Consider the following 18,481-nt stretch of genomic DNA (forward strand, 5'->3'; position numbering starts at 1 on the left):
ATGGTAATCTATTGCATACTTACCGGGCTTTTGGTGTACTATATCGCCCTATGGCTGTGGTATCGCTACACGGACAGCTGGACATCACCGGGCAGAACGGATGATGCGCCACTCCCACGAAACGGGGTTTCAGGCTACACGCTGATAGGTGAAAGCCGATACAAGGGCGGACTAATCGGGACAGCGCAGGACAAATCGGGACACCTCCCGCAAGCGGTTGAAAATGATACTATTTTTGCGCCGCAGGCTGACGGACTGCCGGAAGAAACACCCGGTTACGAGAATGACGAACCCGATTACGAAGACGAGGAAATAGCCGGGTACATAGACGGTGACGATGATACCGGGCGGGCTACGGGCGTGAGCTTCGATGAACTGGGCGAAGCGATACGCACGGCGAACGCCGACAACCCCACCGAAGCGGAGAAACGGCAAGCAGCCGGAACGCTGGCAAGTATTGAGGGGACGAACCTCTACGATGCGGTGGTGGAGAACATCAACGGCGGGCTGGCAAAGGTGGCGGAACTGCTGGGGCGCAACGAAGCGGAACTGGCTACGGCTGCTGTCCCTGCCGAAGCTGGCAATACAAGCAAGGAACACGAAGCGTTCGACATGAACGATTTCCTATAATATAATAATGTGTAACAATATGAAGCAACGTGACTACGGTTGATTGGCAACCTGAAAACCAAACAGAGAAACGGGACTATCCCCGACCACTAAAATTTCAAATTATTCACCAGCCGGGAAAGGCGGACTTCCCACCCGCCGCCCGGCATAAAAAACAAATCACAATGAGAAAGAAAATCTTTTTGTCGGCGGCTATCCTTGCCGCTGCGGTAAGTGCCTACGCACAGGGCAACGGGCAGGCGGGCATCACCGAAGCCACGAACCTAATCACAGGGTATTTCGACCCCGGAACAAAACTGGTGTACGCAATCGGGGCGGTCTGCGGCTTGATTGGAGGGGTAAAAGTATATAACAAATTTTCGAGCGGCGACCCCGACACCTCAAAGACTGCCGCCAGTTGGTTCGGGGCGTGCATCTTCCTGATTGTCGCCGCCACTATCCTGCGTTCGTTCTTCCTCTAAACCAGCGGCTATGTCTGAATATCCGGTAAACAGGGGTATCGGGAAGCCGGTGGAGTTCCAGGGGCTGAAAAGCCAGTACCTCTTTATCTTTTGCGGCGGCTTGCTCGCCGTCTTCGTGGTGTTCATCGTCCTGTTCATGGCAGGCGTGAACCAGTGGCTATGTATCGGTTTCATCGTGTCAGCTTCGCTGCTGCTCGTGTGGCAGACGTTCCGGCTCAACGCACGGTACGGCACGCACGGGCTGATGAAAGCAGCCGCACGCAAAAGACACCCACGCTTCATTATCAGCCGAAAGGCGATACCCCGGCTGTTCAACTACAAAAGAAGAAAGGAAGAAAGAACATGAGGAATACATTAAAGGCTACCACGCTGGAGAGGAAATTTCCACTTTTGGCGGTGGAGAACGGCTGCATCATTTCAAAGGATGCGGACATAACGGTGGCTTTCAGGGTGGAACTGCCCGAACTGTTCACCGTCACCAGTGCCGAGTACGAAGCCATACATTCGGCATGGTACAAGGCAATCAAGGTGTTGCCCGACTACTCCATAGTACACAAGCAGGACTTCTTCATCAAGGAGAACTACCAGCCCGACACCGAAAGGGACGAGCTTAGTTTCCTGTCCCGGAGTTTTGAACGGCACTTCAATGAACGCCCGTTCCTGAACCATTACTGCTACCTGTTCCTGACGAAAACGACAAGGGAGAGAAGCCGCCGACAGAGCGACTTCTCCACCCTCTGCCGGGGCAGGATTGTACCGCAGGAGATAGCCGACAAGGAAGCGGCGGCAAAGTTCATCGAAGCGGTCGGGCAGTTTGAAAGGATTATGAACGACAGCGGTTTTGTCACCCTTACCCGGCTGGCGGCATCGGAAATCACCGGGCAGGACGGAAAGGCTGGCATCATCGAGAAATACTTCTCGCTCTCGCAAACCGACACTACCTGCCTGAAAGACATCGGGCTGTACCCGGAAGAAATGCGTGTCGGGGACGATATACTGTGCCTGCACACGCTTTCGGACGTGGAAGATTTGCCCGGAAAGGTCGGGACGGACTGCCGATTTGAGAAGCTGTCCACTGACCGGAGCGACTGCCGACTGTCATTCGCCGCCCCGGTGGGCGTGCTGTTGTCGTGTAACCACGTCTATAACCAGTTCATCTTCATAGACGACCACACCGAAAACCTGAAGAACTTCGAGCAGACCGCCCGGAATATGCAATCGCTCTCCCGCTACTCCCGTGCCAACCAAGTGAACAAGGAGTGGATAGACGAGTACCTGAACGAAGCGCACAGCAAGGGGCTTATCTCGGTGCGCTGCCACTGCAACGTCATGGCATGGAGTGACGATAGGGACGAACTCAAACGCATACGCAACGATGTGGGAAGCCAGCTTGCACTAATGGAGTGCAAGCCACGCCACAACACGGTCGATACGCCCACGCTCTTTTGGGCGGGCATACCCGGCAACGAGGCGGACTTCCCCGCAGAGGAAAGTTTCTACACGTTCTTGGGGCAGGCTCTCTGCCTGTTCGTGGAAGAAACGAACTACAAGAGTTCGCTTTCCCCGTTCGGCATCAAAATGGTGGACAGGGTAAGCGGTCGCCCGCTGCACATCGACATTTCAGACCTGCCCATGAAGAAAGGCATCACCACCAACCGCAACAAGTTTATACTTGGGCCGAGTGGTAGCGGGAAGTCTTTCTTCACCAACCACATGGTGCGCCAGTATTACGAGCAGGGTGCGCACGTGCTGCTGGTCGATACGGGTAACAGTTACTTGGGGCTGTCCCAGCTTATCCACAACCGCACGCACGGCGAGGACGGGATTTATTTCACCTACACCAACGAGAACCCGATAGCGTTCAACCCGTTCTATGTCGAAGACGGGGTATTTGACATCGAGAAGAAAGAGAGCATCAAGACGCTTATCCTTACTTTATGGAAGCGTGACGATGAAGCCCCGAAGCGGTCGGAAGAAGTGGCGTTGTCCAATGCGGTAAGTGCCTATATCGAACGTATCACGGGCGACAGGTCGGTAACGCCCTGCTTCAACACGTTCTACGAGTTTGTCCGGGATGATTACCGCCGACAACTTGAACAGAAGAACGTCAGGGAAAAGGATTTTGACATTGACAATTTCCTGAACGTGCTTGAACCGTACTATCGTGGCGGTGAATATGACTACCTGCTGAACTCCGACAAGGAACTGGATTTGCTGCATAAACGCTTCATTGTCTTTGAATTGGATAATATCAAAGACCACAAGATTTTATTCCCGATAACGACTATCATCATTATGGAAGCCTTTATAAACAAGATGCGTAAGTTAAAGGGAATAAGGAAGTTAATACTAATCGAGGAAGCGTGGAAAGCGATTGCGTCAGCGAATATGGCGGACTATATAAAATATTTGTACAAAACCGTCAGGAAGTATTTCGGGGAAGCAATTGTGGTAACGCAGGAAGTGGAAGATATTATTTCCTCGCCCATAGTGAAAGAGAGTATCATCAATAACTCGGACTGCAAGATTTTGTTAGACCAACGAAAATACTTGAACAAGTTCGATAGCATACAAAACCTGCTCGGACTGACCGACAAGGAGCGTTCGCAAATATTGTCTATCAACATGGCGAACCACCCCGGACGGAAGTACAAGGAAGTTTTCTTCTCGCTGGGCGGCACGCAGTCGGCGGTGTACGCTACCGAAGTTTCGTTGGAAGAATACTACACGTACACGACAGAGGAAAGCGAGAAAATGGAACTGTTCGCCCTCGCCGAGAAGCTGGGCGGCAACCTTGAACTGGCTATCAAGCGGCTTGCGGAAAGCAAACGCAATCCCCAATCATCAACAACTTAAAAATTAGGAACATGAAGAAAACAATTCTCCTTATGGCGGTATGCCTTTGCTTCATCGGCACGGCATCCGCCCAGTGGGTGGTGTCAGACCCCGGCAACTTGGCACAGGGCATCATCAACACCACCAAGCAGATAGTGCAGACTTCCACCACTGCCAAGAACACGCTGGACGGCTTCATGGAAGCGCAGAAGATTTTCCAGCAGGGTAAAAAATATTACGATGGTGCGCCCGTATAGGCGATATAATAAATGTAGCATTGGCAAGCTATTAGGTAAGTGTTCCAATATTTACCTATCATCACCAGCTTATCTGCCCACGAAAGGACGGCAGGGAGTATAGCACGCTGGAAAGCCATAAGTCAATTAGTTATCAAATTGCAACTGAATGGTGAGATGAAACAGATAGATACGAGGATAAAATCCAAACTGATTGAATGATAGTCCAAGTGAACCCAGTATGTTTTATAGTGAAAGATAACTTAACTCGCTATACCGTAATACCTCTGTTGCGAGCGTCGTGTAGTAGAGGCAGGAACAAATTACGGCACAACCGCAGTAAGCGGTAACGGGCGGAAGTCATATCCGACAATCTATCATAGCTATGTTATTATATCGTAAACGGGGATTGCCTAAATCGGAACGCCGCAAGGCTATTAGGTACAGACCTATGAAAATCCGACAAGGCAACGGAGCTTCCGTAGTAGTCTGAGCAGGGGAAAGCCCTGTACATGGCGAAGGGAAGCAGCTAATAATTTTAATGCAAATAACGGAAAATGTGAGAGACATTATGAGAAGTCCAGAGTATGTATTAAACAGTCTAACGGAACACAGTGAAAATTTGAATTACAAGTTCGAACGCTTGTACCGTATCTTTTTCAATGAGGAAATGTATTACGTTGCCTACCAACGCATATATGCGAAACCGGGCAATATGACAGCAGGTGCAGATGGGAAAACCATTGACGAAATGAGCCTGAACCGAATTGAACAACTGATAACATCGTTGAAAGATGAGAGTTATCAGCCCCAACCCTCAAAACGGATGTATATCCCAAAGAAAAATGGGAAAATGCGTCCATTAGGTGTACCAGCTTTTAATGATAAATTATTGCAGGAAGTGGTCAGAATGATATTGGAAGCCATCTATGAAAGACAGTTTGAAAAAACGTCACATGGCTTCCGACCTCTAAGAAGCTGCCACACTGCCTTGTCTGATATTCAGAAGACATTTTCGGGCGTGAAATGGTTCGTAGAAGGTGATATTAAGGGATTTTTCGACAATATCAATCATGAGATACTGATAGGTATTCTGAAAGAACGTATCGCTGACGAAAGATTTATTCGCTTGATTAGAAAATTTCTGAATGCAGGATATATCGAAGACTGGAACTTTCATAACTCCTACAGCGGAACACCGCAAGGCGGAATTGTCAGCCCTATCTTGGCAAACATATACCTTGATAAGTTGGATAAATTCATGAAGGAATACACTGAAAAATTTGATAAGGGGAAAGAACGGAAAAGAACTAAACAGGTAGTATCACTTGAAGGCAAACGACACCGTATTCTGAAAAAGTTGAAAGTGGTAAAAGACGAAAGTGAAAGGTCAGAATTGATAAGACAATATAAGGCTTATCAAAAAGAAGGTTTGCAGTATTCTGATGGTGACGAAATGGATATGAACTACAGAAAACTCAAATATGTGAGATATGCGGATGATTTTCTAATTGGAATTATTGGCAGTAAACAAGATGCTATCATCATCAAAGAGGACATAAAGAACTTCCTCTATGAAAAGTTGGCTCTTACACTGTCCGATGAGAAAACACTTATCACCCATGCTGAAAACGCTGCAAAATTTCTCGGATATGAGATTTTTGTAAGGAAATCCAATGACACCAAAAGAAGCAAATACGGAGTACTAAGACGTGTCTTCAATAAGAGGATACAATTGGCACTTGGAAAGGATACGTTTAAGAAAAAGTTGCTCGAATATCGTGTTTTAGAAATAAAGATACACAACGGCAAGGAGTATTGGAAAGCAAAATCCCGTCCCAAACTTTCAAACAACAATGACTTTGAGATACTTGACAGGTACAACAAGGAAATAAAGGGCATTTACAATTACTATTGTTTGGCTAATAATTGTAGTAGTCTGTCAAAACTTGGGTATATCATGAAATATAGTATGTACAAAACATTTGCGCAGAAATATCGGACAACGATGTCGCAAATCCGAAAAAAGTACACCAAGAATGGACTTTTTTCAGTTAGATACTATTTAAAGAACGGTACTGCCAAAGACTTGACCTTTTATCATGGTGGGTTCAAAAAGAAAAATCCAATGAACATTAAGGATTTAGACAACTTGCCCAAATTCACATATCATCCTACAAACACAAGTCTTATAGATAGGCTGAAAGCGGAAAAATGTGAATTATGTGGAGCAGTCGATAAGTTAGTGATGCACCATGTGAGAAAATTAAAAAATCTTCAAGGGAAAACTACCTGCGAAAAACAAATGATGGCTCGCAAACGAAAGACTATTGCCATATGTGGTAAGTGCTACAAAAAACTCAGTAACAATGAATAGATTGATATTATTAGTAGAAAGCCGGATACGCGGAGACGTGTACGTCCGGTTTGGGGGCGAGCTTCCGAAAACCCACCGTAGTAATACGGCAGGGCGTTGGATGCTTAGCCTACCGCTCAAAGCGGTACACGATGTTGTCAAGGGCGGCATCAAGGTGAAGAAGTCCATTGAGCTGGTGGCGGAAATATCCGAAATCTACGTGCGAAACTATCAGAACATGCTGGCAGACCCGAACTACACGCCGGATGAACTCACCGCCATTTCAGCCGGGTACGCCAAGCTGCTCTCCGAAAGTGCGGACGTGTTGCAGGACTTGAAGAATGTAGTGAACGTGACGGGCATGTCGCTGACGGATGCCGAAAGGCTGGCGGTAATCAACAACGCCTATAAAAGCCTGCTCAACTACCGCAACCTCGTGAACTACTACACCCGAAAGAACATATCCGTGTCCTACCTGCGGGCGAAGAAGAAGAACGACACCGACCGGGTGCTGGCTCTCTACGGCTCGGCGGATGAACGCTACTGGTAACATATAAATCGGTATGCCTATGTTATTAGCAGCGGTGGATTTTGATAACCTGCACCAAGTGTTGCGGGTGCTGTACGATGAAATGATGCCCTTGTGCAGCAACATGACGGGGGTAGCCAAAGGGATAGCCGGGCTGGGAGCTTTGTTCTATGTAGCCGCCAAAGTGTGGCAGTCGCTCGCACGTGCCGAACCCATAGACGTGTACCCGCTCCTGCGTCCCTTTGCGCTGGGGCTGTGCATCATGTTCTTTCCCACGTTCGTGCTGGGCACTATCAACACGGTATTGTCGCCAGTGGTAAAAGGGTGCAACCAGCTTATGGAAACGCAGACTTTCGACATGAACGAGTACCGGGCGCAGAAAGACCGACTGGAATATGAAGCCCTGATGCGAAGCCCCGAAACGGCTTACCTCGCATCGGACGAGGAATTTGACCGACAACTGGAAGAACTGGGCTGGTCGCCCTCCGACATGGTGACTATGACGGGCATGTACATGGACAGGACGGCTTATAATATAAAGAAGTCCGTCCGGGACTGGTTCAGGGAGTTATTGGAAATGCTCTTTCAGGCGGCGGGGCTGATTATAGACACGCTGCGCACGTTCTTCCTAATCGTGTTAAGCATACTGGGTCCGCTGGCGTTTGCGATTTCCGTCTATGACGGTTTCCAAAGCACGCTGACCCGGTGGATTTCACGCTATATCTCCATTTACCTGTGGCTGCCCGTGTCGGACTTGTTCAGCAGCGTGCTGGCACGCATACAAACCCTGATGCTCCAAAAAGACATCGAGCAGCTTTCAGACCCGGATTTCATCCCGGACGGGAGCAGCACCGTGTATATAATCTTTATGATTATCGGCATCGTGGGCTACTTCACCATTCCAACGGTGGCAAGCTGGATAGTGTCGGCTGGCGGTACGTCTGCCTATAACCGCAACGTGGCACGGGCTGGTTCAATCGCCGGGGCTGCGGTCGGTGCGGCAAGCGGGAAAGTAACCGGGAAACTACTCAAATAACCAACATCAATATTTAGTATATGGAATTTAAGTCATTAACGAACATCGAAACGAGTTTCCGGCAAATCAGGCTCTTTGCGCTGGTATTCATCTGCCTGTGCGCACTGGTGACGGGCTTTGCCGTGTGGAACTCGTACAGCTTCGCCGAAAAGCAGCGGCAGAAGATATACGTCCTCGACAACGGCAAAAGCCTGATGCTGGCACTCTCGCAGGACATGGCGCAGAACAGACCCGTGGAAGCGAAGTCGCACGTGCGGCGTTTCCACGAACTTTTCTTCACCTTATCACCCGAAAAGGGGGCTATCGAAAGCAACATCAAACGCTCGTTGTTTCTCGCCGACAAGACCGCTTTCAACTATTACAAGGACTTGGCGGAAAAGGGCTACTACAACCGGGTGATTTCCGGAAACGTCACGCAGACGGTGGAGATTGACAGCGTGAAGTGCGACTTCGACCAGTACCCCTACAAGGTGAACACGTATGCCCGCCAGTTGATTGTCCGGGAAAGCAGCCTGACAGTGCGAAGCCTTGTGACCTCGTGCCGGTTGCTTAACGCCACACGAAGCGACAACAACCCGCACGGCTTCATCATCGAAGCGTTCACCATTACCGAGAACAAGGATTTGCAGACCATTAAAAGATAGCCTTATGGAGAGAAAACGAAACCACATCGAAAAGGTGCGGGACTGGGCGGACGACCGCCTGCGCCGAATGTGCGGACGGATTACGCCGGGCAAAAGGCTGGCGGTTATCCTCCTGATGTTCTTCTTTTTCGGCGGTTTGTCTATCTACATCACCGTTTCATCAATCTACAATATCGGGAAACGGGACGGGCAAAGGCTGCAAATAGAACACATCAGACAACTGCCGTTGCACGGCAATGACACAACCCAAAGTATCAACCCGTTAAACAGACCGCAATATGGAAGAAGTACAGAAGAATGAGAACGGCACGACCGCACAGCAGGCGGACGGGAAGCCGAAAAAGGAAAATAAGCCCAAACGGGAACTTACCCCGCAGCAGGTGCAGCAGCGCAGGAAAATGATAGTCTTCCCGCTGATGTTCCTTGCCTTTGCAGGGTGCATGTACCTGATATTCGCACCCTCCGGCAAAGAGGACGTGAATGTGGAAAGCGTGGGCGGCTTCAATGCCGACATACCCCTGCCCGCAGAGGACGGGATTATAGCCGACAAGCAAAAGGCTTACGAGCAGGCGGTGACAAACCGCAAACAGCAGGACAAGATACAATCCTTGCAGGACTTCGGTTTCACGCTGGATGATGATACGGAAGAACCACAAGAGGAAATCAACCTGCTGCCGGAAGAAGATCCGAAGCCACAAAGGGGCGGCGGTGCTTCTTCAAGGGCGGCTTACCGGGACATCAACCGCCAGTTAAGCACGTTCTACGAAACGCCCCCTGTGGACGAGGAAAAAGAGGAATTGAAACGGCAGGTGGCGGAACTGACCGACCGACTGAAACAGCAGCAGAACGCCACGCCTACGGCTGACGACCAAATGGCACTCTTGGAAAAGTCCTACGAGCTGGCGGCAAAGTACATGAACGGGCAGGACGGACAAAGGGGGCAGATTGCCCAAATACCGACAGCCGGGCAGAACGGTGGCGGTATCGGCACTCCGGCTATTCCGGTGCAGGCTATCCGGGAAACGACCGTTTCGGGATTGCAGCAGCCCATGAGCGATGCCGACTTCATCCGGGCTTACAGCCAGCCACGAAACTACGGCTTCAACACGGCGGTAGGCACGGGGTACGCTATGGGAAAGAACACGGTAGCCGCCTGCATACACCAAGACCAAACGCTGGTGGACGGGCAGGCGGTGAAACTGCGGCTGCTCGAACCCATGCAGGCGGGAAATATCGTTGTGCCGAAGAATACCCTTGTGGCGGGGACGGCAAAGGTGCAGGGCGAACGGCTCGACATACTGGTGTCCTCGATTGAGTACGCTGGCAACATCATCCCGGTGGAACTCGCCGTGTTCGACACGGACGGGCAAAAGGGGCTTTCCGTACCGTCCTCTATGGAGCAGGAAGCGTTCAACGAAGCTATGGCGAATATCGGAAGCGGGCTGGGTACAAGCATTTCCTTTGCCCAAAGTGCCGGGCAGCAGGTGGCTATGGACGTGACAAGGGGATTGCTGCAAGGAACGTCCGGCTACCTCGCCAAGAAGTTCCGAACCGTGAAAGTGAAGCTGAAAGCAGGCTATAAAGTCATGCTGTATGCCAAACAACAATAACCATTTTATCAACCGTTAAAATTTCAATTAGCAATGAAACAGATTTTTGGATTGTTCGCCCTCTTGCTGGGCGTGTGTGCGGCAAACGCACAAACCGCTGACACCGTGAAGTATGCGGCTGGCAACGACTTGTACCGGGGGATTACCCGGAAACTCCCGTACCGCCAAATGGTTACGCCCTACGGCGTGGAAGTGACCTTTGCCAAGACGGTGCATATCATCTTCCCCGCCGCCGTCCGCTATGTCGATTTGGGAAGCAACCATATCATAGCGGGCAAGGCGGACGGTGCGGAGAACGTAATCAGGGTGAAAGCCACGACAGAGGGCTTTCCGGGAGAAACGAACTTCTCCGTTATCTGCGAGGACGGCAGTTTCTTTTCGTTCAACGCCAAGTACGCCCGTGAACCGGAAATGCTCAACATCGAAATGAAAGACTTCTTGGAGAATGAAGATACGTCCGACTTCTCACATACCCGGATGAACATCTATTTCCGGGAACTGGGGAATGAAAGCCCGCTATTGGTGAAACTGATAATGCAGAGCATCTACAAGAACAATGACCGGAAAGTGCGCCACTTGGGTAGCAAGCGTTTCGGCATACAGTTCTTAATCAAGGGGATTTACACCTATAACGGGATGCTCTATGTACACACGCAGACAAAGAACAGTTCCAACGTGCCTTTCGATACCGACTTCATCAAGTTTAAGATAACCGATAAGAAAGTACCCAAGCGCACGGCTATTCAGGAAACGGTGCTGGATGCGGTACGTAGCTACAACGAGGTGATAGAGATTGCAGGAAAAAGTACCGTGCGCACGGTGTACGCCCTGCCGAAGTTCACCATTCCTGACGACAAGCTGCTGGTCGTGGAACTCTACGAGAAGAACGGCGGGCGGCATCAGACCATACGGGTGGAGAACGCCGACATCGTGAACGCAGAAGTGATTGACGAACTAAAAATCAAATAGGGAATGAAAAGACACATCTTTATAATGATGCTCTTTGCGCTGTGCCTGACCTCGTTTCAGGCACACGCACAAAGATACCTGCCGGGCATGAAAGGCTTGCAGGTCACGGCGGGCATGACGGACGGGGTGCATTGGAACGCTGGCAGTGATTTCGCCTACCACATCGGGGCGGCGTACAGCGTTTACACCAAGAACGCCAACCGCTGGGTGATTGGCGGCGAATACCTGCACAAGAAGTATGACTACAAGGATATGCAGATACCCGTAGAACAGTTCACCGCAGAGGGCGGCTATTACCTGAAATTCCTATCGGACAGACGAAAGACCTTTTTCCTTTCATTGGGCTTGTCGGCTCTCGCCGGGTACGAAACAAGCAACCGAAGCGAAAAGCTGCTGCCGGACGGCTCTACCTTGCTGGATAAGGACTGCTTCATTTACGGCGGTGCGCTGACGCTGGAACTGGAAACCTACCTGACCGACCGGGTGGCTCTGCTGTTGAACGCAAGGGAACGGGCGTTGTTCGGCTCGGACATAGGCAAGTTCCACACGCAGGTATCTTTGGGACTGAAATTCATTATCAACTGACCGCTATATAATAATGTATATGAAGAATGTAATGTATAAAATCATCATGGGCTGCTACATCGTGGCCGCCCTCGTGCTTGTCACCGCCTGTAATGACAACTTGGATATTCAGCAGGCGTACCCGTTCAGCATCGAAACACTGCCAGTACCCAAAAGGCTGAAAGTCGGGGAAACCGCCGAAATACGCTGCCGACTGGTGCGTGGCGGCTATTACCAGCCGACTACCTATCAGATACGGTATTTCCAGCCGGACGGCAAAGGAAAGCTGGAAATGGATAACGGCACGGTGTTCCTGCCCAACGACCTTTACCCGCTGGAGAAAGAAACGTTCAGGCTCTACTACACCTCGGCATCGACCGACCAGCAGACGATTGACATTTATATCATCGACAGCTTCGGGCAGATGCAGCAACTTACACTATCATTCAATAATGACAACAGCGAAGAAGGAACGGAAACAATAACCCCCTAATAACAAAACGACATGGTAAAAATAGAATTGGATATAGAAGGCATCTCGTGGTACATAGAAACCACGTTGGAAACAGATACAGTTCCGGCAGTAGGTGACATCATCATTGTGGACAAGGACTGTATTTCCGAACGTGACAGTGCTGAATTATGGAAAACGCCGTCCAATCAGGTTTTCAAATGGGCGGACGAAGAAGATGATGCGCCCGTAATGGTATGGTTCGATTGCGAAACGGAAATGCTTGTCAATAAACGGACATGGAAATATGACATCGAGGAAGAAGAAACCGTGTGCATACTTGGTGTAAAATTTATTCACTATGAGGATTTATAGTTGCGACATCCGTTTTTATCATCCTCTTGGGAAACCGGGTATGGAATGATACGCAAAGCGTAAATATCGGGCAGACAGCCCGCCGGGAAGCATCGGCGGGCTGTTTCCATGATAGGGAAAACGAAAGGCTTCTTTGTTACTTTCTTCACCCGCTGGCAGGCTCACGGAAGAAAGTAACGGCGGCAAGCAGCCGCCGTCCTCTATCAACTGGTTTTAAGGCTCTTTATGGACGTGTATTTCTCTAACCACACCTTTACCTGCTCCATGTTATATTCGCCCGTGATGATTGCCGTATGGTCGTCTATGGCTACAAACCGGACACTTTCATAGCTGTTTACCCAGCCTTGCAGGGAACAGACGCCCCACGTGTCCACATCTTCAAAAACACTGCGGTCTATCCGGCTGATTGGCTCGCCGAAAACTACCGTCATTATCTGAAAGTCCGGTTTGTCCTCCAACAGTTGCAAATGGTGCAGCGTGCCGAACTCGTCTATTTTGCGCCCCCACGCCCACACATCATTATACAAATCATCGCCCCACTGGTGCGGGTGGTCGAAACGGACTTTTACCTCTATGGTGTGTTCGTTTTCTTCTGTGTCCTCGATAACGCCCGTTACCATTAAGCCCGTAAAAATACACTCGCAACGCCTGCCGATAAGCTCCTTGTTTACTTCTGTCGTTTTCATGTCCCTGAAATTTACTTGTTTATTACTCCGTTCTTCTTCGCTACCCATTCGTCACGCCTGCGGCGGCACTCGTCCAGCGTTTTGGCTACCGTGCTGAAAAGTTCGCCGTCCGTGTGGCGGTAGTCATATTGATAATAAATCTGTCCCCTGAAAGCCCCTAAACGGCATTTCACGAACTTTTCTTCTCCCGGTGTTTGGGTGATGCTTACCCCGTTTTTGTTAAGTGACTGCATGATGTCTTATTTTTTATGGTTATAAACTTGGTTGTTTTAAGCGGGCAGGGCTTTGACACCCCGCCCGGATTGGTTGTTATGCCGCCCGGAACACAAAGCCGTCATCAAACCAGTAATCGCACATGAACAGGTCACGGGCAAACTGTTTGTAATCGAAATAGGTCTTTGCGAACTCCGGCAGGTCGTAACATTCCTCTACAATTTCATAGGCGAAATCTTCTTCATCGTCATATTCCCCTTGATATTCATCCCGGAAATCACGTACAAGGTCGTCCGCATCTTCCTCGCCCAAATCATGGCTTTTATAGTTGCACCACACGAAAAAGGCTTCCTGCTCGGTGTCGCTCAAATCCTCCACCGCATCACGCAGGGCGAAGAAGTTTTCAGAAATCCAGCTTTCGTCGATTAAGCCCTCCGGCACGTTCTCCCAGTCCTGAAACATGTATTCCGCATCTTCCTCGTCCTTGTGAAGTTCCCGGCAGGCTTCATAAAATTCTTCCTTGTCCGAATAGTCCGAAAGGTCGAGCCATGCGCCGGACAATGAACCGTTGTTGTACTTGGCATAAGTGCCTACATAAACTTTTGCTTCCGATAATACCTTTGCTTCCATATTGCTGTAATTTTTAAGTTTTTAATTTTATGCGGATTTGAGAGGTGAGGGAGTTGAAGTTTCACTGAACTTTTTTCCTGTTTCCCGTAAATCCGACTTTTTTTTTATGCGTCTTCCGGTCGGGTCGGTCGTTTTCGTTTCACATAGGCGTAAAAGGGTAGTGTTTAGAGTTTGCAAGGTTTTGGGCAAAAAATACCTCGCAAGGCAGGGAAGATTTTTTCGCCAAACCGGAACGGCTCGACCTTGCAAAATCGTGAAGAACACGTAACTACCTTTGCCTATTGAAATGATTAAAACGACTGTCCCGGCTGGGGGACTGCGTAAGAGGAAGATTTACAGATAGGGAAACCGGGGAAAAGTGCCTGTTCTCTTTCATCTTTTAGGGAACACTCCATGCGGGCGGAAAAGGCAAGGGTGTTGCGAGCTTGCTTGCAATACGCTTGTGCGGGTTTCCAACGGCTCTTTTCACGGAATACAGTCAGCCATGCCACGCACGGCTGGCGTTTCGGGGAATGTGCCAGTTGGAAAAGGATATAAAAAATGCGGGTAGTCGGTGGACTGCCCGCAAGGTGGAAGAATGTACTTCATTGGGATATAGTTTGTTAGTCGGAATTTCGTTACCGAAATCGTTACCTATTCGTTTTTGTCACGGTTATAGGTAACGAAACCTACCGGACGGCGTTCTTTCTGTTGTTTCGACTGGCTCAAAAGCTGGGTAAGGGCTTGGTACAGTTCGTTGAACTGCGCATCGGTGCTTACCTCCAGTTCCTCGATGCGCCTTGACAGTTCCTCGTAACCGATTGCCATTTGGCGCATGAGGACAAAAGCCCGCATGATTGAAATGTTTACTTCTATGGCTACTTTGGAGCGGAGAACCGAAGAAAGCATGGCTACGCCCTGCTCGGTGAAAGCCATAGGCATAGCAACGCCGAAGTTGTAATCAAGGGGTATCACATTTTGTGATACCCCTATGGATAACAGCAAGTTAGCTTCCTCTTGGGTGAGTACAAACATAAAATCACCCGGAAAACGCTCGATATTGCGCTTGACCGCCTGCTTCAAGGCTCGTGTTTCCACTTGGTAGAGTTCTGCCAAATGATAATCGAGCATCACCCGGCAACCTCTGACCTCAAAAATCTTGTTTTGGATAATCTGCAAATCCATAATCGTATATTTTAGGAGATTTAGCAATGTTGGAATAATAGCAAGGACTGGTCACAAATTGTGACCAGTTCCCAATAATCAAGATTACATGGCGACTTCCTTGTAAATCTTCTCGATGCCGACAAACTTCTTGTCAAGCCCCTGCATATCGCTGCCTATCTTGCTGTTGGTGATGCGGGCGTAAATTTGCGTAGTTTCTATGTTTGTGTGTCCCAGCATCTTGGACACCGTTTCAATGGGTACGCCCTTTGACAGCGTGGTGGTCGTGGCGAACGTGTGCCGGGCAAGGTGGAATGTCAGGTTCTTTTTAATACCGCATATATCGGCAATCTCTTTCAAGTAGGCGTTTAGCTTCTGATTGCTGATTACGGGAAGTATCTTCCCGTCCGGCAACTTGCCCTTGTACTTCTTCAAAATCATCTTGGGAATATCCAGCAGGGGAACATTCACGTCCGTATTCGTCTTTTGCCGCTTGGTGATTATCCAAAGGTTGCCGTCAAAGGACTTTTGGATATTCTCCTGCCGCAAGTTGGCGACATCGCTGTATGCCAAACCGCAGAAACAGGAAAAGACGAACAAGTCCCTGACGTGTTCCAGCCGTTCGGAAACCATTTTCTTTTTAAGGATGATTTTTATCTCGTCCTCTGTCAGATAACCCCTGTCCACTTTCTCCAGCCGGATTTTGTAGCTGGCGAACGGGTCGCCCACCAGTATGCCGTTGTTACGGGCAATGATGATGATACGCTTGAAGAACTGCATGAACTTGGCGGTGGTGTTATAGCCGCACTTGCAGGCGGTACGCAAATACAACTCAAAATCGGTAATGAACATCGGGCTTATCTCCTTTATGGATATGTCCGATACGTTGTACTTGCTTTGGATAAATTCAGCGAGGTGGCGGCGGGTCACTTCATACTTGCGGTAGGTCGCTATCGTCTTGGATATGCCCACAAGCTGCTTCACATCGTCATTGTGCTTTTGGAACAATGAAAGGATTGTTTCGTGGCTCTCGCTATGACCTAAAAACTCGTTTTTCACTTTCTCGGCGGTCACGTAGTTGTCACGCCGCTGCATTTCGTGGTAAATGGTATTCAGGGAAGAACGTATGTCGTCCAAAAGGGCGTTTATCCTCCCGGCATCCCTGCCTTTGGCTTTGCCCGCAGCAATGCTCCAGTTGTCGGGCTGGATGCTCTGTTTCGTACTGAACTGGCAAAGTTTGCCGTCTATGGTGATGCGTGCCATAATCATAACCTCGCCGTTTTTCTTTTCAGAACCTTTCTTCAAATAAAAAAGAACCTTGAATGTCGATTTCATAACTCAAAATTTTTAGTTGCAAAATTAGTTTTTACCTCTCGTTTTCGAGTTATGCAGACTATGGACTAATATAGTCATTATCAGGTCATTTATGGACAATTCGTTACCGTTTTTGTCCGGCAGGGAATAGGTAACGATTTAGTAACGAAACTTTGTCTTTTACCGTACTTTTGAAGTCTTGGAAGCAGGACTTCCGGGCAATAAAAAAAGCCACAAATCATTGATTTGTAGCTTTTTGTCCGTTTGCTGACCATTTCTGTCCAGCACGTTCAGCGGAGAGACAGGCTCTCGAACTTATACTTTCACAGAATATCATAAAACTGCAAACAACTGATAATCAAGTGTAAATTACAATATAGAGTAAAACTAAATGTTTCTAAATGTCTTTTGCTATCTCAATAATTGGGTGTATATTTGGGTGTAGAATTTCAAACGCACCCAATTATGAATATCAAACGCAACATCATTTTTGCATTGGAGAGCCGGAAAAAGAACGGTGTGCCAATCGTAGAGAACGTACCCATCCGTATGCGTGTCATCTTTGCCAGCCAACGCATCGAGTTTACAACGGGCTACCGGATTGACGTAGCCAAATGGGATGCAGACAAGCAGCGGGTAAAGAACGGATGTACCAACAAGCTAAAGCAAAGTGCAGCCGAAATCAATACGGACTTGCTGAAATACTATGCCGAAATCCAGAATATTTTCAAAGAATTTGAGGTACAGGAGGTCATGCCAACGACCCAACAGTTGAAGGAAGCTTTCAACATGAGAATGAAAGACACCAGCGAAGAACAGCCGGAAGAAGCCCCTGTCAGCTTTTGGGAGGTGTTCGATGAGTTTGTAAAAGAGTGCGGTAACCAGAATAACTGGACGGCATCCACCTATGAAAAATTTGCAGCAGTGAGGAACCACCTCAAAGAGTTCAAGGAGGATGCAACGTTTAACTATTTCGACGAGTTTGGATTGAACGAATACGTCAACTTCCTACGTGATACCAAGGATATGAGAAACAGCACCATCGGCAAGCAAATGGGATTCCTCAAATGGTTCCTGCGCTGGAGCTTCAAGAAAGGACATCATCAGAACATTGCATACGATACATTCAAACCGAAACTGAAAACCACCTCGAAAAAAGTAATCTTCCTGACTTGGGATGAACTGAACAAGCTGAAAGACTACCAGATACCGCATGACAAACAGTATTTGGAACGTGTCAGGGATGTTTTCTTGTTCTGCTGTTTTACGAGTTTACGATATTCGGATGTTCGCAATCTGAAAAGAAGCGATGTGAAACCCGACCACATTGAAGTTACCACAGTCAAGACAGCGGACAGCCTGATAATCGAACTGAACGACCACAGCAAAGCCATTCTTGAAAAATACAAGGATGTTCATTTCGAGAATCACATGGCATTGCCCGTCATCAGCAATCAGAAGATGAATGATTATCTGAAAGAACTGGGTGAGCTGGCGGAAATCAACGAGCCTGTACGGGAAACCTACTACAAGGGGAATGAACGTATAGATGAAGTCACACCCAAGTACGCTTTGTTAAGCACCCATGCCGGAAGAAGGACATTCATCTGCAATGCGCTGGCTCTTGGAATCCCGGCACAGGTGGTCATGAAATGGACGGGCCACAGCGACTACAAGGCTATGAAACCCTACATTGACATAGCGGATGATATTAAGGCAAACGCCATGAACAAATTTAATCAACTATAAAAGTATCAAACAGTTTCATAGATAGTTACCAATGACTATATTTGTAGAAA

Annotated in this window: 21 protein-coding genes and 1 pseudogene; 16 read left to right on the forward strand and 6 right to left on the reverse strand. The window is 48.6% G+C overall.

What is annotated here, in order from left to right:
• From ITJ87_RS16540 to ITJ87_RS16610, 15 genes and pseudogenes are all read left to right on the forward strand, one after another.
• The gene (locus ITJ87_RS16540) at positions 1-630 is read left to right on the forward strand and encodes a hypothetical protein (RefSeq protein WP_117965400.1); all 630 of its coding nucleotides are present in this window, start codon (positions 1-3) and stop codon (positions 628-630) included.
• A gap of 164 nt (positions 631-794) precedes the next feature.
• Complete coding sequence (locus ITJ87_RS16545; RefSeq protein ID WP_004309970.1) at positions 795-1,091, forward strand: DUF4134 domain-containing protein; 297 nt, start codon at positions 795-797, stop codon at positions 1,089-1,091.
• 10 nt (positions 1,092-1,101) lie between these two features.
• Positions 1,102-1,437, forward strand: a complete 336-nt coding sequence (locus ITJ87_RS16550) for a DUF4133 domain-containing protein (RefSeq protein ID WP_117965402.1) — start codon at positions 1,102-1,104, stop codon at positions 1,435-1,437.
• Complete coding sequence (locus ITJ87_RS16555) at positions 1,434-3,947, forward strand: TraG family conjugative transposon ATPase (protein WP_117965404.1); 2,514 nt, start codon at positions 1,434-1,436, stop codon at positions 3,945-3,947. The genes ITJ87_RS16550 and ITJ87_RS16555 overlap by 4 nt, the downstream gene beginning before the upstream one ends.
• 11 nt (positions 3,948-3,958) lie before the next feature.
• A pseudogene (locus ITJ87_RS16560) lies at positions 3,959-4,168 on the forward strand (DUF4141 domain-containing protein); the annotation flags it as partial.
• 565 nt (positions 4,169-4,733) lie between these two features.
• The gene (locus tag ITJ87_RS16565) at positions 4,734-6,539 is read left to right on the forward strand and encodes a reverse transcriptase/maturase family protein (protein WP_008645942.1); all 1,806 of its coding nucleotides are present in this window, start codon (positions 4,734-4,736) and stop codon (positions 6,537-6,539) included.
• Entirely contained in the window at positions 6,532-7,068 is a 537-nt protein-coding gene (locus tag ITJ87_RS16570; protein ID WP_117720421.1) for a conjugal transfer protein TraI, read from the forward strand. Before ITJ87_RS16565 ends, ITJ87_RS16570 begins: the two co-directional genes overlap by 8 nt.
• A 19-nt stretch (positions 7,069-7,087) precedes the next feature.
• Complete coding sequence (gene traJ, locus ITJ87_RS16575) at positions 7,088-8,083, forward strand: conjugative transposon protein TraJ (RefSeq protein WP_007845741.1); 996 nt, start codon at positions 7,088-7,090, stop codon at positions 8,081-8,083.
• A gap of 20 nt (positions 8,084-8,103) precedes the next feature.
• The gene (traK, locus tag ITJ87_RS16580; protein WP_004308760.1) at positions 8,104-8,727 is read left to right on the forward strand and encodes a conjugative transposon protein TraK; all 624 of its coding nucleotides are present in this window, start codon (positions 8,104-8,106) and stop codon (positions 8,725-8,727) included.
• Between the two features lie 4 nt (positions 8,728-8,731).
• Entirely contained in the window at positions 8,732-9,028 is a 297-nt protein-coding gene (locus tag ITJ87_RS16585; RefSeq protein ID WP_007845742.1) for a TraL conjugative transposon family protein, read from the forward strand.
• Positions 9,006-10,337: a conjugative transposon protein TraM gene (traM, locus tag ITJ87_RS16590; protein WP_172774441.1), complete on the forward strand. Its 1,332-nt coding sequence runs from the start codon at positions 9,006-9,008 to the stop codon at positions 10,335-10,337. The genes ITJ87_RS16585 and traM overlap by 23 nt, the downstream gene beginning before the upstream one ends.
• Before the next feature lie 33 nt (positions 10,338-10,370).
• A complete protein-coding gene (gene traN, locus ITJ87_RS16595; protein WP_196096295.1) occupies positions 10,371-11,306 on the forward strand; it encodes a conjugative transposon protein TraN in 936 nt (311 codons plus the stop codon).
• A 3-nt stretch (positions 11,307-11,309) separates the two neighbouring features.
• On the forward strand, positions 11,310-11,891 hold the full coding sequence (locus tag ITJ87_RS16600; protein ID WP_007845747.1) for a conjugal transfer protein TraO: 582 nt from the start codon (positions 11,310-11,312) through the stop codon (positions 11,889-11,891).
• A 13-nt stretch (positions 11,892-11,904) separates the two neighbouring features.
• Positions 11,905-12,363 carry a DUF3872 domain-containing protein gene (locus ITJ87_RS16605; protein ID WP_004329653.1) on the forward strand — a complete coding sequence of 153 codons (459 nt, stop codon included), beginning with the start codon at positions 11,905-11,907 and terminating at the stop codon, positions 12,361-12,363.
• A 12-nt stretch (positions 12,364-12,375) separates the two neighbouring features.
• A complete protein-coding gene (locus ITJ87_RS16610) occupies positions 12,376-12,696 on the forward strand; it encodes a hypothetical protein (RefSeq protein ID WP_004308767.1) in 321 nt (106 codons plus the stop codon).
• Positions 12,697-12,899: 203 nt separating this feature from the next.
• Here ITJ87_RS16610 and ITJ87_RS16615 read toward each other — a convergent pair whose 3' ends face one another.
• From ITJ87_RS16615 to ITJ87_RS16640, 6 genes are all read right to left on the reverse strand, one after another.
• Positions 12,900-13,382: a hypothetical protein gene (locus ITJ87_RS16615; RefSeq protein ID WP_053398661.1), complete on the reverse strand. Its 483-nt coding sequence runs from the start codon at positions 13,380-13,382 to the stop codon at positions 12,900-12,902.
• Positions 13,383-13,393: 11 nt separating this feature from the next.
• The gene (locus tag ITJ87_RS16620; RefSeq protein ID WP_005924228.1) at positions 13,394-13,615 is read right to left on the reverse strand and encodes a DUF3873 domain-containing protein; all 222 of its coding nucleotides are present in this window, start codon (positions 13,613-13,615) and stop codon (positions 13,394-13,396) included.
• Between the two features lie 76 nt (positions 13,616-13,691).
• Positions 13,692-14,225, reverse strand: coding sequence for an antirestriction protein ArdA (locus ITJ87_RS16625; protein ID WP_004329650.1), 534 nt, complete (start codon positions 14,223-14,225; stop codon positions 13,692-13,694).
• Positions 14,226-14,515: 290 nt separating this feature from the next.
• A complete protein-coding gene (locus tag ITJ87_RS16630; protein ID WP_196096296.1) occupies positions 14,516-14,716 on the reverse strand; it encodes a hypothetical protein in 201 nt (66 codons plus the stop codon).
• Between the two features lie 142 nt (positions 14,717-14,858).
• On the reverse strand, positions 14,859-15,389 hold the full coding sequence (locus ITJ87_RS16635) for an ORF6N domain-containing protein (protein ID WP_196096297.1): 531 nt from the start codon (positions 15,387-15,389) through the stop codon (positions 14,859-14,861).
• A gap of 84 nt (positions 15,390-15,473) precedes the next feature.
• Positions 15,474-16,703, reverse strand: a complete 1,230-nt coding sequence (locus ITJ87_RS16640; RefSeq protein WP_008648492.1) for a site-specific integrase — start codon at positions 16,701-16,703, stop codon at positions 15,474-15,476.
• A gap of 444 nt (positions 16,704-17,147) precedes the next feature.
• On the opposite strand from ITJ87_RS16640, the gene ITJ87_RS16645 reads away from it, so the two are divergent.
• Positions 17,148-18,431: a site-specific integrase gene (locus tag ITJ87_RS16645; RefSeq protein WP_117588494.1), complete on the forward strand. Its 1,284-nt coding sequence runs from the start codon at positions 17,148-17,150 to the stop codon at positions 18,429-18,431.
• Positions 18,432-18,481 lie beyond the last annotated feature (50 nt).

The sequence above is a fragment of the Bacteroides sp. HF-162 genome (genome assembly GCF_015679285.1).
GTDB classification, from domain to species: domain Bacteria; phylum Bacteroidota; class Bacteroidia; order Bacteroidales; family Bacteroidaceae; genus Bacteroides; species Bacteroides uniformis.

Coding starts and splice junctions, on each gene's coding strand:
- ITJ87_RS16540 (WP_117965400.1), top strand. CDS start 1: ATGGTAATCTATTGCATACTTACCGGGCTTTTGGTGTACTATATCGCC.
- ITJ87_RS16545 (WP_004309970.1), top strand. CDS start 795: ATGAGAAAGAAAATCTTTTTGTCGGCGGCTATCCTTGCCGCTGCGGTA.
- ITJ87_RS16550 (WP_117965402.1), top strand. CDS start 1,102: ATGTCTGAATATCCGGTAAACAGGGGTATCGGGAAGCCGGTGGAGTTC.
- ITJ87_RS16555 (WP_117965404.1), top strand. CDS start 1,434: ATGAGGAATACATTAAAGGCTACCACGCTGGAGAGGAAATTTCCACTT.
- ITJ87_RS16565 (WP_008645942.1), top strand. CDS start 4,734: ATGAGAAGTCCAGAGTATGTATTAAACAGTCTAACGGAACACAGTGAA.
- ITJ87_RS16570 (WP_117720421.1), top strand. CDS start 6,532: ATGAATAGATTGATATTATTAGTAGAAAGCCGGATACGCGGAGACGTG.
- traJ (WP_007845741.1), top strand. CDS start 7,088: ATGTTATTAGCAGCGGTGGATTTTGATAACCTGCACCAAGTGTTGCGG.
- traK (WP_004308760.1), top strand. CDS start 8,104: ATGGAATTTAAGTCATTAACGAACATCGAAACGAGTTTCCGGCAAATC.
- ITJ87_RS16585 (WP_007845742.1), top strand. CDS start 8,732: ATGGAGAGAAAACGAAACCACATCGAAAAGGTGCGGGACTGGGCGGAC.
- traM (WP_172774441.1), top strand. CDS start 9,006: ATGGAAGAAGTACAGAAGAATGAGAACGGCACGACCGCACAGCAGGCG.
- traN (WP_196096295.1), top strand. CDS start 10,371: ATGAAACAGATTTTTGGATTGTTCGCCCTCTTGCTGGGCGTGTGTGCG.
- ITJ87_RS16600 (WP_007845747.1), top strand. CDS start 11,310: ATGAAAAGACACATCTTTATAATGATGCTCTTTGCGCTGTGCCTGACC.
- ITJ87_RS16605 (WP_004329653.1), top strand. CDS start 11,905: ATGTATATGAAGAATGTAATGTATAAAATCATCATGGGCTGCTACATC.
- ITJ87_RS16610 (WP_004308767.1), top strand. CDS start 12,376: ATGGTAAAAATAGAATTGGATATAGAAGGCATCTCGTGGTACATAGAA.
- ITJ87_RS16615 (WP_053398661.1), bottom strand. CDS start 13,382: ATGAAAACGACAGAAGTAAACAAGGAGCTTATCGGCAGGCGTTGCGAG.
- ITJ87_RS16620 (WP_005924228.1), bottom strand. CDS start 13,615: ATGCAGTCACTTAACAAAAACGGGGTAAGCATCACCCAAACACCGGGA.
- ITJ87_RS16625 (WP_004329650.1), bottom strand. CDS start 14,225: ATGGAAGCAAAGGTATTATCGGAAGCAAAAGTTTATGTAGGCACTTAT.
- ITJ87_RS16635 (WP_196096297.1), bottom strand. CDS start 15,389: ATGGATTTGCAGATTATCCAAAACAAGATTTTTGAGGTCAGAGGTTGC.
- ITJ87_RS16640 (WP_008648492.1), bottom strand. CDS start 16,703: ATGAAATCGACATTCAAGGTTCTTTTTTATTTGAAGAAAGGTTCTGAA.
- ITJ87_RS16645 (WP_117588494.1), top strand. CDS start 17,148: ATGAATATCAAACGCAACATCATTTTTGCATTGGAGAGCCGGAAAAAG.